15 protein-coding genes and 2 tRNA genes are annotated in these 17,193 nt (G+C 58.7%); 5 read left to right on the forward strand and 12 right to left on the reverse strand.

All coding sequences use genetic code 11. From position 1 onward, the window contains the following. Nucleotides 1–119: 119 nt before the first annotated feature. Complete coding sequence (locus HJY11_RS11945; RefSeq protein WP_208076183.1) at nt 120–1,340, reverse strand: MFS transporter; 1,221 nt, start codon at nt 1,338–1,340, stop codon at nt 120–122. A 73-nt stretch (nt 1,341–1,413) separates the two neighbouring features. Further along, nucleotides 1,414–2,643: an MFS transporter gene (locus HJY11_RS11950; protein WP_208076184.1), complete on the reverse strand. Its 1,230-nt coding sequence runs from the start codon at nt 2,641–2,643 to the stop codon at nt 1,414–1,416. Nucleotides 2,644–2,915: 272 nt separating this feature from the next. Between HJY11_RS11950 and HJY11_RS11955 the strand changes: the two genes are divergently transcribed. From HJY11_RS11955 to HJY11_RS11965, 3 genes are all read left to right on the forward strand, one after another. Then, on the forward strand, nt 2,916–3,878 hold the full coding sequence (locus HJY11_RS11955) for a LacI family DNA-binding transcriptional regulator (RefSeq protein WP_208076185.1): 963 nt from the start codon (nt 2,916–2,918) through the stop codon (nt 3,876–3,878). A 69-nt stretch (nt 3,879–3,947) separates the two neighbouring features. Continuing rightward, on the forward strand, nt 3,948–4,895 hold the full coding sequence (locus HJY11_RS11960; RefSeq protein ID WP_208076186.1) for a PfkB family carbohydrate kinase: 948 nt from the start codon (nt 3,948–3,950) through the stop codon (nt 4,893–4,895). 64 nt (nt 4,896–4,959) lie between these two features. After that, a complete protein-coding gene (locus HJY11_RS11965; RefSeq protein WP_208076187.1) occupies nt 4,960–5,514 on the forward strand; it encodes a nucleoside 2-deoxyribosyltransferase in 555 nt (184 codons plus the stop codon). A 135-nt stretch (nt 5,515–5,649) separates the two neighbouring features. Here HJY11_RS11965 and HJY11_RS11970 read toward each other — a convergent pair whose 3' ends face one another. From HJY11_RS11970 to HJY11_RS12005, 8 genes are all read right to left on the reverse strand, one after another. After that, nucleotides 5,650–6,222, reverse strand: a complete 573-nt coding sequence (locus HJY11_RS11970; RefSeq protein WP_208076188.1) for a histidine phosphatase family protein — start codon at nt 6,220–6,222, stop codon at nt 5,650–5,652. A 68-nt stretch (nt 6,223–6,290) separates the two neighbouring features. Beyond that, the gene (locus HJY11_RS11975) at nt 6,291–6,710 is read right to left on the reverse strand and encodes a hypothetical protein (RefSeq protein ID WP_208076189.1); all 420 of its coding nucleotides are present in this window, start codon (nt 6,708–6,710) and stop codon (nt 6,291–6,293) included. A 163-nt stretch (nt 6,711–6,873) separates the two neighbouring features. Further along, nucleotides 6,874–8,121, reverse strand: coding sequence for an MFS transporter (locus HJY11_RS11980; RefSeq protein WP_208076190.1), 1,248 nt, complete (start codon nt 8,119–8,121; stop codon nt 6,874–6,876). 352 nt (nt 8,122–8,473) lie between these two features. Continuing rightward, nucleotides 8,474–8,550, reverse strand: a tRNA-Arg gene (locus HJY11_RS11985). A gap of 42 nt (nt 8,551–8,592) precedes the next feature. Next, nucleotides 8,593–9,015, reverse strand: a complete 423-nt coding sequence (locus HJY11_RS11990) for a bis(5'-nucleosyl)-tetraphosphatase (protein WP_208076191.1) — start codon at nt 9,013–9,015, stop codon at nt 8,593–8,595. A 163-nt stretch (nt 9,016–9,178) separates the two neighbouring features. After that, nucleotides 9,179–10,996, reverse strand: coding sequence for a translational GTPase TypA (gene typA, locus HJY11_RS11995; protein WP_208076192.1), 1,818 nt, complete (start codon nt 10,994–10,996; stop codon nt 9,179–9,181). Nucleotides 10,997–11,531: 535 nt separating this feature from the next. Next, a complete protein-coding gene (lexA, locus tag HJY11_RS12000) occupies nt 11,532–12,110 on the reverse strand; it encodes a transcriptional repressor LexA (protein WP_208076193.1) in 579 nt (192 codons plus the stop codon). A gap of 221 nt (nt 12,111–12,331) precedes the next feature. Beyond that, nucleotides 12,332–13,099 carry a hypothetical protein gene (locus tag HJY11_RS12005; RefSeq protein ID WP_208076194.1) on the reverse strand — a complete coding sequence of 256 codons (768 nt, stop codon included), beginning with the start codon at nt 13,097–13,099 and terminating at the stop codon, nt 12,332–12,334. A gap of 343 nt (nt 13,100–13,442) precedes the next feature. On the opposite strand from HJY11_RS12005, the gene HJY11_RS12010 reads away from it, so the two are divergent. After that, complete coding sequence (locus HJY11_RS12010; protein ID WP_208076195.1) at nt 13,443–14,438, forward strand: peptidylprolyl isomerase; 996 nt, start codon at nt 13,443–13,445, stop codon at nt 14,436–14,438. A gap of 122 nt (nt 14,439–14,560) precedes the next feature. On the opposite strand, the gene HJY11_RS12015 is transcribed toward HJY11_RS12010, so the two are convergent. Next, nucleotides 14,561–16,006: an MATE family efflux transporter gene (locus HJY11_RS12015; RefSeq protein ID WP_208076196.1), complete on the reverse strand. Its 1,446-nt coding sequence runs from the start codon at nt 16,004–16,006 to the stop codon at nt 14,561–14,563. A 254-nt stretch (nt 16,007–16,260) separates the two neighbouring features. Here HJY11_RS12015 and HJY11_RS12020 point away from each other — a divergent pair, with 254 nt between their 5' ends. Continuing rightward, nucleotides 16,261–17,010, forward strand: coding sequence for a class I SAM-dependent methyltransferase (locus HJY11_RS12020; protein WP_208076197.1), 750 nt, complete (start codon nt 16,261–16,263; stop codon nt 17,008–17,010). A gap of 101 nt (nt 17,011–17,111) precedes the next feature. Here HJY11_RS12020 and HJY11_RS12025 read toward each other — a convergent pair. Beyond that, a tRNA-Asn gene (locus HJY11_RS12025) sits at nt 17,112–17,187 on the reverse strand. Nucleotides 17,188–17,193 lie beyond the last annotated feature (6 nt).

Below are 17,193 nucleotides of genomic sequence, written 5' to 3' on the forward strand. Positions count from 1 at the left end.
CCAGACAAAAAAGGGACCTTTTTAAAAAGTTTACAATCAGCCCCCTTCCGGCGCAAAAAGGCGTCCCCCCGCAAATAGATGCGGGGGGACGCCCGGTGAAGATTTTAGAAGAAAAGGGATTACTCGCTCGCCGCTTCGGTGTGGCTGCCCACCCGGCGGGTGAGGGCCATCAGCAGGAAGGTGCCCACCATCCCCGCCACGGGGATGCACATGGCCGACAGGAAGTTGACCCGCTGGGCCAGCTGGCCGGCCAGGGCGTTAAAGAGCATTCCTCCGATGGAGGAGGCCAGCCCCGCATAGGAGATGGCGGTGGCAGAGAACTGGGGGAAATAGCTGCAGGCCATGATGATCTGCACCGTGTAGATGGCGCCGATCAGCAGACCCAGCAGAAAGCTCACCACCGGCCAGAGGAGCTTCTGGTCGATGGCCAGCCCCGCCCCCAGTACCAGCGCCCCCAAAAAGGTCATGGTGATGATGTACTTGCGGGGGGAGAGGGCGCGGAGGATGGCGCCGTTGAGCAGCCGGCTGATGATCATCCCCACCGAATAGCATGCCATGATGGTGGAGCAGAAGGACACCGGGTAAAGCAGGGCGTCCTTGTTGTTGAGGTAGGTGGGCAGCCAGGTGTTAAAGACCTGGGTGGCCGCCGAGAAGATGGCCATGCCACAGAGAACCAGCATCTGGGGGGAGGTGACGATTTTTTTGTAGGGAATCTTCACCCGCACCCCCGTCTCGTCCACCCCGGAGACAGCGGGTTCAGGCCGCTTGATGACGGCCATGGTGACAAAGTAGGCCAAGGCCAGAAAGACCACCACCAGGCCGAAGGTGGTGTAGGCGGTATTCCACTCAAAGCCCATCTGGAAGAGGGTGCCGATAAAAACCGGTCCCAGCACCGAGCCCAGACCGAAAAAGGCGTGGAGGATGCTGATGTACTTGGCCCGCTCATCCCCGAACAGGTCGGAGATGTAGGCCGCGCAGGCGTTGTCCAGCACGCCGGAGACAGTCCCCAGCAAAAAGAGGGCCACCAGCAACAGCACAAAGGGAGGCGCCATGCCGATGCAGACCAAAAAGCCGCCCATCAGCAAAAACATCAGCCCCAGGGCCTTGTTCTTGTCCAGCCGATCCACCACCAGTACAGTGAGGGCGGTGGCCAAAATCATGCCGGCGCTCTGGAAGATGGAGAAGAGGGACGCCTGGTCAAAGGTCAGTTTGTACCCCTCGATGATGCGGGGCATGGCGTTGCTGAACAGCCCACTGGAGAGGGCAAAGGCCGCCATAAAGGTGATGACGTAGATGGCCGCGATGGTGCGGCGCTTTTTGTTGCTCACGGATTCGTTCAACTCCTACTCTCTCCCGCCGGCAAAAAACGCAGCGGGGTGGCCCGCCGCCATTGGCTGCGGGAAAAAACGGGGTTTACTGGGCGGCCGGGGTCTCCTCGCCCTCGCCGCTGTCGGCCCGCTCTACGATTCGCTTGGTGGTGATGAGCACCAGGAAGGTGATGAGCAGCGCGACCACCGGGATGCACATGGCCGCCAGGAAGTTGACTTTCTGGGCCACCTGTCCGGCCAGGGCGTTGAAGCACATCCCGCCGATGGCGGAGGAAAAGCCGGTGAAGGCGGTGGCCGAAGCGGAGAAGCGGGGAAAGTACTCGCAGGCCATGACAAACTGGGCGGTGTAGATGGCGCCAGTCAGCAGCCCCAGCAAAAAGCCCACCACCGGCCAGAGGTACTTTTGATCCAGCAGCAGCCCGGTCACCAACACGCCGGAAGAGCAGATGCTCACCAGGGTGATGTAGTTGCGGGCGGAGATGAATTTGGAGATGTAGCCGTTGATCAGCCGGCTGACGATCATTCCCACCGAGAAGCAGGCCACCACTGTGGAGCAAAAGGAGATGGGGAACAGATCGGGATTTTTGTTGTTCAGATAGGTGGGCAGCCAGGTGTTGTACACCTGAAAGCCGGCGTAGAGAAAGCTCACCGCGCAGAGGGAGAGCATTTTGGGGGAGCGCAGCATCTTTTTATAGGGGGTTTTCAGCCGTTTGCCCGAGTCGTCGATGTTCTGCACCTCGGGGATGGGGCGCTTGATGACCAACATGGTCAGGAAGTAGGCCACCGAGATGAAGATGATCACCAGGCCCAGGGTGGTGTAGGCGTTGTTCCAGACAAAGCCCATCCGGGTGAGCTGGCCGATGAAGAGGGGGCCCATCAGGGAGCCCAGGCCGAAAAAGGCGTGGAGGATGCTGATGTAACGGGCCCGCCGATCGCCGTAGAGGTCGGACATATAGGAGGAGCAGGCGTTGTTGACCACATTGGAGACAATGCCCATGAGGACAAAGAGCATCAGGATCAGCACGAAGGGGGGCACCGAGCCAATGCAGAAGAGGAAGCCGCCCATCAGCAGGAACATGACGCCCAGCATCTTGTTTTTGTCCAATTTGTCCACCACCAGGGCGGTAAAGCAGTTGGCCAGCAGCATTCCCCCGCTTTGGAAAATGGAGAAGAGGGAGGCCTGCTCCAGAGACAGGTTGTAAGTTTCAATGATTTTGGGGAGGGCGGTGCTGAACATTCCGCCGGACAGAGCAAATGCCATCATAAAAACGATGACAAAGACAGCCGTCACGCTCCTCCTCTTTTGATTGGTCACGTGCAATACAACTCCTCACCGGTTGCGCAACCGATTGCACAACTTTCACAATTTTTATTCTTGTCAACTTTATCACTCTGCCCTTCCCTTTGTCAATACATATTTTCACAAAAAAGCCCATGCCTTTCCGACAAATATGCCGATTTTATCCTTTTCTTTAAAAAAACGCAGGTTGGCCCCTTGACAGGAAATGCAAAAAAAGAGTATTCTTTGAACAGAATGCAACTGATTGCACAAATGTGCAACTGTTTCTAGAGAAAGGAGGAGTGCCCGTGGCAACCTTGAAGGAGGTGGCCAAGCTGGCGGGGGTCAATATCTCCACCGCCTCTCGCGCCCTCAACGATTCCCCCAGCATTTCCGCGGCGACCAAGGCGCGGGTGCGGCAGTCGGCCGAAGAGCTGGGGTATCGCCCCAACCTCAGCGCCCGCGCCCTCTCCGGCAAGGGGACCGGCGCCATCGCCCTGGTGGTCTCGGACATCATGTCCCCGGTTTGGAACATCCTGGCCGGCGGGGCCTGCGACGCCGCCAGCGCCGCCTCGGTGCCGGTGCTCCTCTACTGCGCCGAGACAGACGCCGATTACCTGGACCGGGTGCTCCCTGAAATGATCTCCACCGGGGCCGCAGGGGCCGTTTTGGGCCTGCACTTGAGCGAAGAGGCCCAGCGCAAGACCGAGGCCAGCGGCCTACCCGCCGTACTGGCCGAGTGCTTCCCCCGGGCAGGGCTTCCCGCAGTCTACTCCAGCCGCTACGATGCGGCGCGGGAGGCGGCGGACTACCTGCAGCAAAAGGGGGCCAAAACGGTGGTGCTGGTCACCGTTCCCGGGTTTGACATGGCCTACAACAAGGGCTGTGCCGACGCCCTAAAGGACACCGGCGCCCGCCTGCGGGTCCTCACCGGCCCCAACACCTATCAGGCCGGGTTTGCCCTGGGCTACTCCCTGGCCGACGAACTCTACGGCCCCACCGGCATTGTCACCGTCTGCGACGGGCAGGCGCTGGGGGTGCAGCACGCCCTGCAAAACCGAGGGGTGCGGGTGCCGCAGGACTGCGCCATCCTCTCTCTGGAGGACAGTGTCCTGGCCACCGCCACCTATCCCGGGCTGACCACCATGTCCAAGCCGCTATACCGCATCGGTGCCAAAGCCGCCGAAAAACTGTTGCTGAAAATCAAGGGGCAGCCGGTGGAGAGCGAGTGCCTCCGCCACACGCTAACGGTGCGAAAGAGCACCCTGTAACGGGAGCGGCACCCCGACTGCTGGCAGACCCGGACAAACCGGTTGTCAAAAAGCCGCCGAGGAGGAAGTATGGAAGAAGAAATTCTCTTTGTGGGAACCATCAATATGGGGGTCTCCCTCTATCTGCCCGCCGCTCCCGTCCCGTGGGATACCGTCAAGGCCGACGAGACCCGGCTGGAGACCGATGGCATTGCCTCGCGCGAATCGGTATCCACAGTGCTGTTGGGGGGGCGCGCAGCCGTTTTGGGCCGGGTGGGCGACGACGCCTTCGGTCAGACCATGGCCGAGACCCTGCGCGCGCGCGGAGTGAACGTGCAGGGGGTGACGGTTGCCAAGGGCGTCCCCTCTGGGATGATCTTTGTCCACCGCATCAGCGGGGAACAGGCCCCCTCTCTCGTTTACAGCGCCGGCGCCAACGACAGCTACCGGCCGGGTGACCTGAAGGATTTTGAATCCCTGTTTGAGGGGCGAAAGACGGTGGTGATCTCCAACCGGTTGCCCGCCTGTGCAGTGACTGAAGCCGCGGCCATGGCCAAGCGCCACGGGGCCTTTGTCCTCCTCTCCGCCACCCCGGTGGAGCGGTTGCCGCTGGAACTCTACCCCTCTGTCGACATCATCCTCCCCAACGAGGCGGACATCTGCACCCTCACCGGCTGCCAGGCGCCCGATCTCAAGACCGCGCGCCTAGCCCTCTCCACCCTCTTGGAGCGGGGAGCCCGCACTGCCGTCCTCAAGTACGGGGCCGACGGGGTCCTCATTGCCACAGGGAATGAATTTTTGTCACTGGGGCAGCCCGAAATGGGGGTCGAAATTGACAAAAATGGTGACCGCAACATCTTTGTCGCCGCCCTGGCCCTGTCTCTCAACCGCGGAGAAGAGCTGTACAGCGCTGCCATCTACGCCCAGGCTGCCGCCTTCCTCTCCCGCGCCAAAGAGGGCATTCGCGCCCAGGTCCCCACCCGGGAAGAGCTGCGGGAGCACCTGCGCAAAAACCCCCTCTTCTCCGAACAAAGCTGAACGCCGTCTGAAACGCCCACCGGGCTTTTCAAATACATAGAACAACAGAAAAGGAGGCACTACCATGGACAAACCCATCTACACATTCCTTGCCGGCCCCGACTGCTTCTACCCCGACTTTGAAGAGGTCAAGGCCCAGAAACAGGCCCTCTGTAAACAGTACGGCCTGACCCCCCTGCCCAACGAGGAGTTCCCCGACGTCATCGAGCCCCCTGTCACCTCTGACAAGGTCTGCTGGATGAACATCAAACGGCTGGAGCGCTGCGAACTGGTCTTTGCCAACTTCAAGCACTTCCGTGGCTCTGAGCCCGACGCCGGCACCGTGTGGGAGGCCGTCTACGCCTATGCCAAGGGCAAAAAGGTCTATGCCTACTACGACGAGGAGGACATGATCACCGCTGTCGACAAGTACTACGGCCCGGTCACCTGGAAAGAGGAGACCACCCCCGATGGCAAGGTCGTCAAAAAGGCCTACGACAAAGACGGTGCTTTCATTGAGGACTGGGGCAAGATGGTCAACCTGATGATGACCGGCACCTTCCCCTGCATCTGCGGGACCCTGGAAGACGCCCTGGAGCTGGCCGCCAAAGATCTGGGCCTGAAAAAAATCTCCGAGTAATTTTTCTCCGGCAAGCCCCTGCCGTTGTCGCGATCGGGAGTGTTTGCCCCCGCAGCCCCGGCACAGGTCCAAAAAAGAGGTCTGGGAAGATTCCCAGACCTCTTTTTCTGCCCTCAGGCGATGACCGTCACCCCTTCAATAGGAGATGTCGGCGACCTCCCACCCGGAAAAGCGCCCTTCTTCAAAAGTCATACAGACTGCCCAGGGCAGTTTTTCCACCATCTCGGAAAACTGCTCCAGCCCAAAGGCGGGCACAAAGTGGTGAATCAACACGCAGAGGGCGGTGCCGTGGGTGCCAATCACCAGATCCTCCCCAGGGTGGGCAGCCAGGGCGTCTTGCAGCCCAGCCACCATCCGCTCCTCCACCTGGGCAAGGGACTCTCCCCCCGGCAGATGATAGGAAAAATCGGCCCACTGGCGGGGAGAAAAGTCGGAGAAGTCTGCAATCCACTCCCCCTCTCCCGCCACCCGGCGCTCTCGAAAGCGGTCATCACAGAGGATTTCCAGCCCCCGGCTGGCCGCAAAGGGCTGCACGGTGTCGCGCGCGCGCCGATAGGGGCTGGAGAGAACCGCCCCCACTGGGTGGCCGGTCAGGTATTCCTCCACCCTGCGCCGCCCCTCCCGCCCCCTGGCAGTCAAGGGGCGCAGGGCGTCGTTGTGGACGCTGTGATCCGACTCGGCGTGGCGGATCCAGTACACTCTCTGCATCCTGTTCCCTCCATTCAGGCGGCGTTCGCCCCATCCACCGCACAAAGGGCAGGCCGGCAGATCCCCGTTTACCGGCTCCTCTCCCCTTGGGCGGCAGTGTAGAAATAACTGTTTTTGTCCAAACATCCACACCAGTCCACCCGCTCCAGCATCCGGGCGAGTTCCTTTTGCCCAAGCCCTCCGGCGAGCGGCGTCAGTTCAGAGAGCCGAATCACCCGGTGGGCGTTCTCCTCAAAATGGGCTCGCACCCGGTCTTCCAGCGGTATCCTCTGCGGGGCGGGGGCCGGCGCCTGTGGATGGCGGCTCCAGTAGGTGCTCAACAGCAGTCCCACCCTCTTTTGCAAAGCCGGCGTCATCCCCGGCCACCCCGACGCCTCCGCCAGGGAGAACCCGCGCAGGTCCTCCATCTCCCGCAGACGGTGGAGCTGGCAATAGCGCACAAAGGGCGCGTACACCTCTTTTGCAAACACCTCTTCGATCAACTGCAAATCAAACATCAATCCTTTCGCATCGTGTCACAGAGAAACAGTATACCGGCTTTTTTCGCTGCGAACAAGACTTGACATTTCGATTGTCGCTTTCCCCAATGGCGCGCTTTCGGGCCAAAGAGAGGCCCCTCCCCGCGAACTGCGACTCCCGATCGGGCAGCCCCTATTCTCCTTGGGGCCGGGCGCTCAACACGCGGGTGTAGACCGCAGCCGAAAACACCGCAAAGGCGATACACACCCCAAACGACAGGCCATACCCGCCGCTCACGTCGAAGATGGCGTTGGTGAGGATCGGGGCAATTACCCCGCCCACCGAGTTAAAGGCATTGACAATGGCGTAGGAAGCCTGATAGCGCCGTTGCCCAAAGGCAAAGTGGGTGAGAATGGGAATTCCCACCGAACCGAAAGCGCTGCCCAAGCCCACCCCCAGCATCAGCCCGCCCATCGCCGGGGCGAAATGGGGCAAAAACAGCGACCCCAGGCCGACAACCGAGGCGGCGCTGCAAATGACGGTGGTTTTTTTGGGGCCCAGGCGGTCAAACATCTGCCCCACAATGAGCTTGCCCACCGCCAGCGCGCCCATGGCCGCCGCCGACAGGTTGGCGGCAAAGGTGGCGGTGTAGCCCGCATCCGAGTAGTGGGGCGCTATGATCTGCACCATGGTGTTGCCGCCCACCGCCATCACACAGGCGGCAATACACACCCCCCAAAAGGCCGGGCGCCGGAAGGGGGCACCCAAAGCCGGCTCTTCCGGCTGTTCCACCTGCTCCGTTTTTGTCTCAGCACCCAGCGGAGACAAGCCCATGTCCCGGGGGTGGACCTTGATGACAAAGAAGGTACAGGGCACCAGCAGCACCAGCATGATAACGCCCAGTATCTGGTAAGTGGCCCGCCAGCCCAGCTGCTCAATCCACAGCCCAGCCAGCGAATTAAACAGCATCCCGCCTACACCGCTGCCCATAAATGCCAAGCCGATGGCCAGCCCTTTGCGCTCGCAGAACCAGTTGTTGAGGATAATGGACAGGGGCAGCAGGGTCAGCAGCGTCGAACTCACCGACACCACAACTGCCAGTGCGTAGTACAGCGCCAGATTTTGCGCAAAAGAATAACAAAAATAGGCAGCGCCCACCACCACGCTGCTGACGCGCATGAGGGACAACAGCGAAAACTTTTTAAACAGCTTGCCGGCAAAGAGGGATACGGCCACCATCCCCACCGACATGATGGTCTGGATCATGGCGGCCTGGGGCCGGGTATAGCCCATATCCGCACAGACGGGCTTGATAAACACGCTGTTGCAGTTGTAGGTGATGCCCATGGCCGCCGCCATCAACAAAAAGGCGGCGCCCACCACCACCCAGCCGTAAAATGGTCCCCGCCGCTTGGGAACCGAGGTGTTTTTCTTCTCCATCTTTTCACTGTCCTCCTGTATTGGCGGTCCCTCTGCCGCCGCGCCTGTCTCCATTTGGCCTATCGGGCAAAAAAGTCCAGAACGCCCCCAGGCAGTCCTGCAGATCCCTTCTGAACCACACGTGATTGGGTCCCCGGCAGATGGAAATGCGGGCCGAAGGGTTCCCATTCAGCCCGCAGCTTTTAGGTCCTGCGTCCCCTTCTGCCAAGCGTGCAGCAACCTTTTCCGGGAACCTCTCAGGCCGGCCATTTTCCCTTTGCCGTTCCGGCGGAAGGACTCTCTGCTTGCAAAAAGGACCAGGCCTTTCGACCTAGTCCTTTTTGCAAGCAGAGAGAAATCTCCGCCCAACGTTTGGTGCGCCAAGAGGGACTCGAACCCCCGACCTTCTGATTCGTAGTCAGACACTCTATCCAGCTGAGCTATTGGCGCTTGTAACGTGCTTATATATAATACACCGGCGGCCGATCATTGTCAAGCCAAATTGCGAGATTTTATATATCGCAGAGCTTTGGCAAAGGTGTGCTTGTCGTTGGCATAGGTCAGGTGTCCCGGAACCTCGTCCGGCCCAAAAAATGCGTAGTCGGAAATCTCCTCTTCCTGAATGGTGACCTCGGGCGCCCCCACGATCTCACAGAGAAAGTAGACCACTGTCTTGTGGATGATATTGCCGATGTCGTAGGCCACGCTCTCCCGGAACTTGCCCTGCATCTTCACCTGCACGCCGGTCTCCTCCAAAATCTCCCGGCGGGCCGTCTGCCGCTCGCTCTCCCCGGCTTCCATATGCCCTTTGGGGAAGGCCCAGTGCCCGCCCTTCTTGTGCCGAATCAGCAGGAAGCGAAGCTGGCCGCCCTCCTTGGTATACACCACCCCGCCACACGATTTTTCCCGACGCAAACCGATCGCCCCTTTCCTTTCTCTATCATACAGAAAAGCCCCCTCCTTGGCAAGGCGCCTCTCTCAAAAGGAACGCAGGCCACAAAATTTCTCCCTTTTGGGCAAGAAAAAGCTCCGGCACACAGAATTTTCTGTGCGCCGGAGCAGACAGGAACCCGCTCTCTTATTTGCGGTGGGTGATCTTGGCCCGCTGTTGGTTGCTCAAAATCTTCTTGCGCAGGCGGATCGACTCAGGGGTGACCTCCACCAGCTCGTCGTCGGAGATAAACTCCAGCGATTCCTCCAAACTCATTACCCGGGGCGGGGTCAGCCGCAGCGAATCGTCGGAGCCGGAGGCGCGGGTGTTGGTCAGATGTTTGGTCTTGCAGACATTGACCACCAGATCCTCGGCCTTGGGATTGGAGCCGATGATCATCCCCTCGTACACCTCGGTCTGGGCGGGGATGAAGAGGGTGCCCCGCTCCTGGGCGTTAAAAAGGCCATAGGTAACGGCAGTTCCGGTCTCGTAAGCCACCAGGCTGCCCACCTGGCGGGTGGGAATTTCGCCCTTGTACTCCTCATATCCCTCGAAGATGGTGTTGAGGATGCCCTCGCCCTTGGTGTCGGTCAAAAACTCGCTGCGGTAGCCAAAGAGGCCGCGGGAGGGGATCAGGAACTCCAACCGCATCCGGCTGCCGGTGGGGTGCATCTCCACCAACTGGCCCTTGCGAACCCCCATCTTCTCCATCACACTGCCCACGCACTCCTCCGGCACGTCGATGGTCACCCGCTCCACAGGCTCCATCCGCTTGCCGTTCTCCTCGTGGAAGAGAACGCGGGGGGTGCTTACTTGCAGCTCGTACCCCTCCCGGCGCATGGTCTCGATGAGGATGGAGAGGTGCATCTCACCCCGTCCGGCCACGTTGAAACTCTCGGTGGTGTCGGTCTCGCTCACCCGCAGGGAGACGTCTTTGAGCAGCTCTTTGAAAAGCCGGTCGCGCAGCTGGCGGGAGGTGACATATTTTCCCTCTCTCCCGGCAAAGGGGCTGTCGTTGACCGAGAAGGTCATCTCGATGGTGGGTTCAGAGATCTTGACAAAGGGAAGCGGCTCCGGCGCATCAGGGGCGCAGATGGTGTCGCCGATGGTGATGTTCTCCACCCCAGAGACGCAGACGATGTCGCCAAACTGCGCGCTGTCCACCGCGTCGCGGGTCAGGCCATCGATCTGGTAGAGGTTGACCACCTTGCCCCGGCGGGGGGTCTGGTCGCCATGGTAGTTGGTGACCACCACCTCCTGCCCCTGCTTGACGGTTCCCTGCTTGATGCGGCCGATGGCGATGCGGCCCACATACTCGTTGTAGTCGATGGAACTGACCAGCATCTGCAGCGGCAACTCGGGGTCGCCCTCGGGGGCGGGCACCTTTTCGATGATCTCGTTGAAGAGGGGGATCAGGTTGTCGCCCAGGTCGCTGTAATCCAGCGAAGCGGTTCCCTCCCGGCCGGAGCAGTAGACAAAGGTGCTCTGCAGCTGCTCCTCGCTGGCATCCAGGTCCAGAAGCAGTTCCAGCACCTCGTCCTCGATCTCCTCGGGGCGGGCGTCGGGGCGGTCGACTTTGTTGACCACCACAATGATGGTGTGTCCCAAGGCCAGCGCCCGCTCCAGCACAAACCGGGTCTGGGGCATGGGTCCCTCAAAGGCGTCCACCAGCAGCAACACGCCGTCCACCATCTGCAAGACCCGCTCCACCTCGCCGCCAAAGTCGGCGTGGCCCGGGGTGTCAATGATGTTGATCTTGACCCCGTTGTAAAAGAGCGAGGTGTTTTTGGAGAGAATGGTGATGCCGCGCTCCCGCTCCAGGGCGCCGGAATCCATCACCCGGTCGCGCACCACCTGGTTTTCGCGGAAGATGCCGCCCTGTTTGAGCATCTCGTCTACCAAGGTGGTCTTGCCGTGGTCGACGTGGGCAATAATGGCAATATTTCTCAAATCGTTTCTAGTCAAACTGTGTTCCTCCCCAAGAATGGCTGGCTGTCAAACGGTATTGGCTCGCTGCCCGCGGCAGGAAAAGTAGCCGGCAGAAGCGCTATGACCTCTTTTCCGGCTGTACAAGCCCTTTAACTGTCTTATTATACACCGTCGCGCCTAAAAAAGCAAAAATATTTCACAAAAAATAGTCAAAAAATTCATCGCAAACACCAAATCTGTTTCTTTTTTTGTCCCCCCTTGTCCCGTTATCGATTGCCCCGCCTTTTACGGGGGGATACAGCTTCCAAAACCGCAGAAAACAGGGCAACGCTCTCCTTCCCGCCAGAGTCCGGCTCCATTCCCCAACAGCTGGCGAAGGCGGTGGGCCAGGCGCCTTTCCCTGCAGCCGCCATACCTTGCCGAAAAAAGATTCCCCTCCCCGCTACAAGGTGGTGTAGACAGTGCGCAAGGGAGAACGGGAAAAGGGACAAAGCCCGCAGAAAAAGACAGGCTTCCTCAAAATTACATGGGCCGCCCCAGCAACCATCCGGGACGGCCCATGCTCTGTTTTTCAATAGTTGCGTATAAGGCGCACCACCCGGCCCAGGATCGCTACGGTGTCGGGGTAGATGGGGGCCAAGCGGTCGTTTTCGGGCTGCAGGCGGATACGGCCGTCTGACTCTCGGTAAAAGCGCTTGACGGTGGCTTCGTCCTCGATCAGGGCCACCACGATCTCCCCATCGCGGGCGTCGGGGGTCTGCTGCACCAGGATGATGTCCCCTTCGAAGATGCCGGCGCCAATCATGCTGTCGCCCTTGACCCGCAGGGCAAAGAGCCCTTCACCCCGCAGGTCGCTGACAATGTAGTCCTCTATGTCCTGCTGGGCCAGAATGGGTGTGCCTGCCGCCACCGTACCGAGCAGGGGGATGGCGGTGGTGTGCCGGCCGGTGATGCGGATGCCCCGGTTGGATCCGTGGACCACCTCGATCTCGCCGTCTTCTTCGAGCATCTTCAGATATTTGTGGGCGGTACAGGTCGATTTAAATCCCATGGCCGCGCAGATCTCTCGCACCGAGGGGGGGATCCCCTCCCCCACCTGGCGGTGCAAAAATTCCAGCAGTTCCCGCTTTTTCCGCTCCACCTTTTCCACGGCTCTCACCTCTCTCCAAAATTCAAATGATCCCTCAGGTTTTTTCACCTTTTATTTACACATCATTCACAACAAATCAGGCTTCAGGGCTATAATAAGAACAAGCCTAAAGACAATGCCGCAAATGTTTTTAGGACTGCACTATCCTCCTCAAAAGCACCCCTCAGGCTTTTGAATGCCGCCGCCCGCAAGGCCGGCGGCATTTTTTCGCCCGGCTGCCGCTATTTGAGATAGATGGTGTGCCGGCCCTTTCTCTTTTTAAAGAGGATGCGCAGGGTGATCGCCCCGCCGGCTGTCACCGCCAAAATGCCGATGAGAACGGCTGGAGACTGCCAGTTGGCAAACCAGTCGTCCCCTTTGGGCTCGGTGGGCAGGCGGCTGGGAGCGCCTGGTATCTGTGGGTTTTGTATCCCCCCGGCAGCCCGGTCGTAGATGAGATAGTCCTGTCCCTTATAGGTCAGGGCGACCCGCCCGTCGTCCCCCTCAAAGGCGAACTCGCAGAAGGCCCCGCGGGAGTTGACGAAGAAGGTCACCGCCGCTGTCTCGGCGTTCTCCTCCCCGGCAAGGGTGGCAGCCTGAACCGGCAAAGCGGTGCTGTCAAGCCGATATGCCCCGTTGTCCAGGGCAAAGCTGCCCCACATCTTCTTTTTTAAAGAGAGGACAGCCGCGTCCCCCGGCTGTAAGTCCCGCAAGTTCTCTCCTCTCTCCACCTCGATTTCGCGGCGAATCTCGCTGGAGGGCAAGGGACTGTTCCCGCCGCCGATGGAGGAGGAACTCCTGAGAATCTCGCTGATGGAGAAGGTGATGCTCCCCTCCCTCACTGAGGTGACCGTTCCCACCGCCAACAGGTCTTGCCCGTTATGGGTAAAGCGGTAGAGGTAATCGGCGGCCCGGGCGGGCAGAGACAGGAGCAAGAGGCCCAACAGTGCCAACAGCACAGGGGCGAAAGCAAAGCGCCGCGATCGGCTGGTCGATTTGTAATGCATCATGAAAAGTCCTTTCCCCCGGCCAGGGAACCGGTGACCCCGGTGCGATATTTACAAATAGTATACCAAAAACTTTGTTCTCTTGCAATTGCGCCTTGAATGTGGAAAACTTTCGCACTGCTCGGAAAAACAATTCCCATGATCTCGGGGTTTTCAACATCGAATTCCACAGCTGTGGAAAACTCGCCCGGCAAAATTCCACATGACCTGATATTACTCGGGGTTTATCTGTCTTTTCTGCAGACTGCCGCTCATTTCGCAAAGGATTTTCACACTTTTCACACAGTATACACATTGGTTGGGTAAGCTAAGGGTGTACCCAACCACAGAGTAAAGGAGAAGCTACATGCATCTTTCCCAGCGTTTTCAGCGCGTCGCCGCCATTGGCGCCGCCTCTCTACTGGCCCTCACTGCCTTGACTGGCTGCGGTGCCAAAGACTCCCCTCTCGTGGTGGACGGCAAAGGCGTCTCCATGCCGGTGGTCATGACCATCGACGGGGACAAGGTCTCAATGGAGGAGTACCGCTACTACTTCCTCAATATGAAACACAGCTATGACAACGGCGACGACACCGCCTGGGAAGGGCAGGACGAGCTCAAGGCCCAGCTCTCCGACTATGTGCTCAAGGCATTGCAGTCCAACCGCGCCATTCGCGCCCTGGCAGATGAATACGGACTCTCCCTCAGCGATGAGGAGAAGACCAACGCCGACAGCCAGCTGGCCTCTGTCAAAGAGGGCTACGACTCAGAGGAGGCCTTTCAGGAGGCGATGCAATCCGCCTACCTCACCGAGGACCTCTACCTGCAGCTGATGCAGACCAGTTACCTGCAACAAAAGGTTGAAAACTACCTCTTTGGCGAGGGCGGAACAATGGAGGTCACCGATGAGGTGTTGAACGAGTTCCTGCAGAAGCGATACGCCCATGTGAGCCATGTTCTGGTGACCAACGAGACCGAGAACGCCGAGGCCCTGAGCCAGGAAATTTTAGAGCGAGCCCGCAGCGGCGAGGACTTTGCCTCCCTGGTGAGTCAGTACAACGAGGACCCGGGCTTGACCGAAGACGGCTACTACTTTGGCCCTGGCGAGATGGTGGAGGAGTTTGAGGATGCCTCGTTTGCCCTGGCTGAGGGGGAGATCAGCGACGTTGTCAAAACCTCATACGGCTACCACATCATCAAAAAGCGGCCCATCGACCAGAGCTATATCGACGAGAACCACGACGCCCTGGTGAGCGCCTGCAAGGACGCCCTCTTCAACGACCTGTTGGAGGAGAAAATCAGCAAGCAGGAAATCACCTACAACAAAAATTACGACAAAATCTCAGTGGAGACCCTCCACTAAAACCAGCTGACCAGATGGCACTTGGCGCCACTTTTTCATACTTTCCGGGGAAAGCCCCCTGCTCATTGCGAGCAGGGGGCTTTCTCTGTCTTGACAGCCGTCTCACAGGTCCTGGTGGGATGTCAGGGGTGAATGCCCTCTTTGTCCTCGGAAGATACACCGCCGGTGACGGCTTTTTCCCGCCAACGGCCGGAGCGAACCCGGATGTAGGCCAGGATAGACTCGGAGGTATAGCTGAAAAAGTAGGCCACCGCCACCGTGTAAAATCCGAGGAGAGAGGCAAAGCTGTAGGCTGCGATCATGCGAAAGAGCATCCCCCCAGCGGTGATAAAGGAAACGGCCAGCACATCGCCCGCCCCGCGCAACAGCCCTTCGCTCATAAACATAAAAGACATGGGGAAGTAGGCAATGCAGAGCATCCGCAGGTACTGGGCTCCCACCTGGATGACTGCGCCGTCGCTCTCGGCCTTGATGAAGATGCCGATGAGATTTCCTCCAAACAGGAAGAGGATGACTGCCATGGCGGCGCAGAAGGCCATTGACCAGAGGATGCTCACCCGATACCCCTGCTTGACCCGGTCCAACCTGCCAGCGCCGATGTTCTGGGCGCTGTAATTGGAGAGGGCGTTGTGCAGGTTGTAGATGGGGAGGGTGAGGAAGAGCTCGATCTTCTGAGCCGAGGTATAGGCCGCCATATAGAGACTGCCAAAACTGTTGATGATGCCCTGGATCAACAGCCCACTCACCGAGAGGACAATTCCCTGCAGGGCGGAAGAAGCGCCCAACTTGACGATCAGGCCCAGCAGATCGGCGCGAAAGCGGCCGAATCCGTGGCGCAGACTCGGTTGGCCGCCGCCCAATCGGGCGATACGGCGCATCAGCAGAGGGAAGCCGATGGCGCAGGTAAATGCCTGCCCGATGACGGTGGCCAGAGCCACCCCAAAGACCCCCCAGCCAAAGCCAACGACAAACCAGAGGTTGAGGAGAATGTTGAGCAGTCCCCCAGCGGCCATGCAGTAGAGAGGTGTTTTCGAGTCGCCCAGGGCGTTGAAAAGGCTGCCGCCGATGTTGGCCAGAAAGATGAAGAGAAAACCGATAAAGATAATTGTGAGATAGGTGACACTGTCGGCAAAGACATCTTCCGGCGTGTTGAGAAAGCGGAGAAGGGCAGGGGTAAAGAAAACCCCCAAAACGCTGATGAGGACGGAGGCCGTCAATGTAAAGAGAACCGCGGTGCTGAAGATGTCTTTGATCTCCCTGCGGCGTCCCTCACCAAAAAACTGGCCGGTGACAATGGCCACCCCCACCGAAAATCCGGAGGAGACAATGGTACCCATATAGAAGATGGGCCCGGCGCCGCCGACTGCAGCCAGGGCGCCTGCCCCCACAAACTGTCCTACAATGATGGTGTCGGCCAGATTATAGCACTGCTGAAAAATGTTGCCAATGAGAATGGGGATCATGAAGAAAAAGAGGGCTCTCCCCGGCGGGCCGGTGGTGAGATCGCCAGGAACATAGGGTGGGTGGGCGGAAGTTGCCCCTCTCTGCCGCCGTTTGAATAACTGCATCTGTATCCTCCTTGCGAGTCGGGCCGGCACAGGGACCGGACAGGTAGCGCGTTTAAGTCCTTTGAAGCGCCGCGTTCCCCAAAAGACCGATAAAAATTAGTATACAGGAAAGAGAGAACAAGTGCAATCATTCAACATTTTTTCTTTTTCTTTAATTTTATTTTTGTATGAATCAAATACATTTCCTTTCCTTTTTTTCTCTGCTGTGCTATACTCGATTTTACTCAACTGAACACAAAGACGGAGGAATTCTCATGGGGAAACCGCAAAACATTTATGATGATCCCGATTTTTACGAGGGATACCGCTCCCTGCGGGAAAACCCAGTCAACTATAACCTTCTGCTGGAACACCCAGCCCTTTTCTCCCTGTTGCCAGACCTGGCTGGGAAGGATGTGCTGGACATGGGCTGTGGGTTTGGGGAGATCTGTGCCCTCTGCACCCAGAGAGGCGCTCGATCAGTCATGGGAATTGACCTCTCCCAGCGAATGCTGTCGGCTGCAAAGCGGGAAAACAAAGGTTTCGGGATCCAATTTGAGCAGATGGACATGAGCAATGTAGAGAAGCTTGGACAGAACTTTGACCTGATTCTCAGTTCTCTGGCTGTCCACTATGTGGAAGATTTCGCTGCCCTGGCAAAGAGCGTGGGCAAATGTCTGCGGCCAGACGGCATTTTCCTCTTCTCCCAGGAACACCCCATCGGCACCTGTCACATCGATGAGACCGCCCCCTACTGGGTATATGGAGAGGATGGAAAAGCCATCTACCATCCCCTAAATGACTATGGCCGCCCAGGAAAACGGGAGATCACCTGGTTTGTGGACGGAGTGGTCAAATATCACCGCACCTTTTCACAGCTGGTCAACGCCCTGACAGATGCTGGTCTCACCATTGAGCGGATGGAAGAACCCCTTCCCTCTCCCGAATTGGTGGCGCAGTATCCCTTCTTTGAAAAGGAGTATCACAAACCCAGCTTCCTGCTGATTCTAGCCCGCAAAAAATAGCGTCAAAAAGCCCCTGCACTGTTTTTAAACAGTGCAGGGGCTTTTCCCCCCTTGATCGGCCAAGAGCCAAAAAAAGAGCACCTAATCGGGTGCTCTTTTTTTGGCTCCCCCTGTTGGGCTCGAACCAACGACCCTGCGGTTAACAGCCGCATGCTCTACCAACTGAGCTAAGGAGGAATATTT

The organism is Bittarella massiliensis (ex Durand et al. 2017) (assembly GCF_017566145.1).
In the GTDB taxonomy this organism is placed as follows: domain Bacteria; phylum Bacillota; class Clostridia; order Oscillospirales; family Ruminococcaceae; genus Bittarella; species Bittarella massiliensis_A.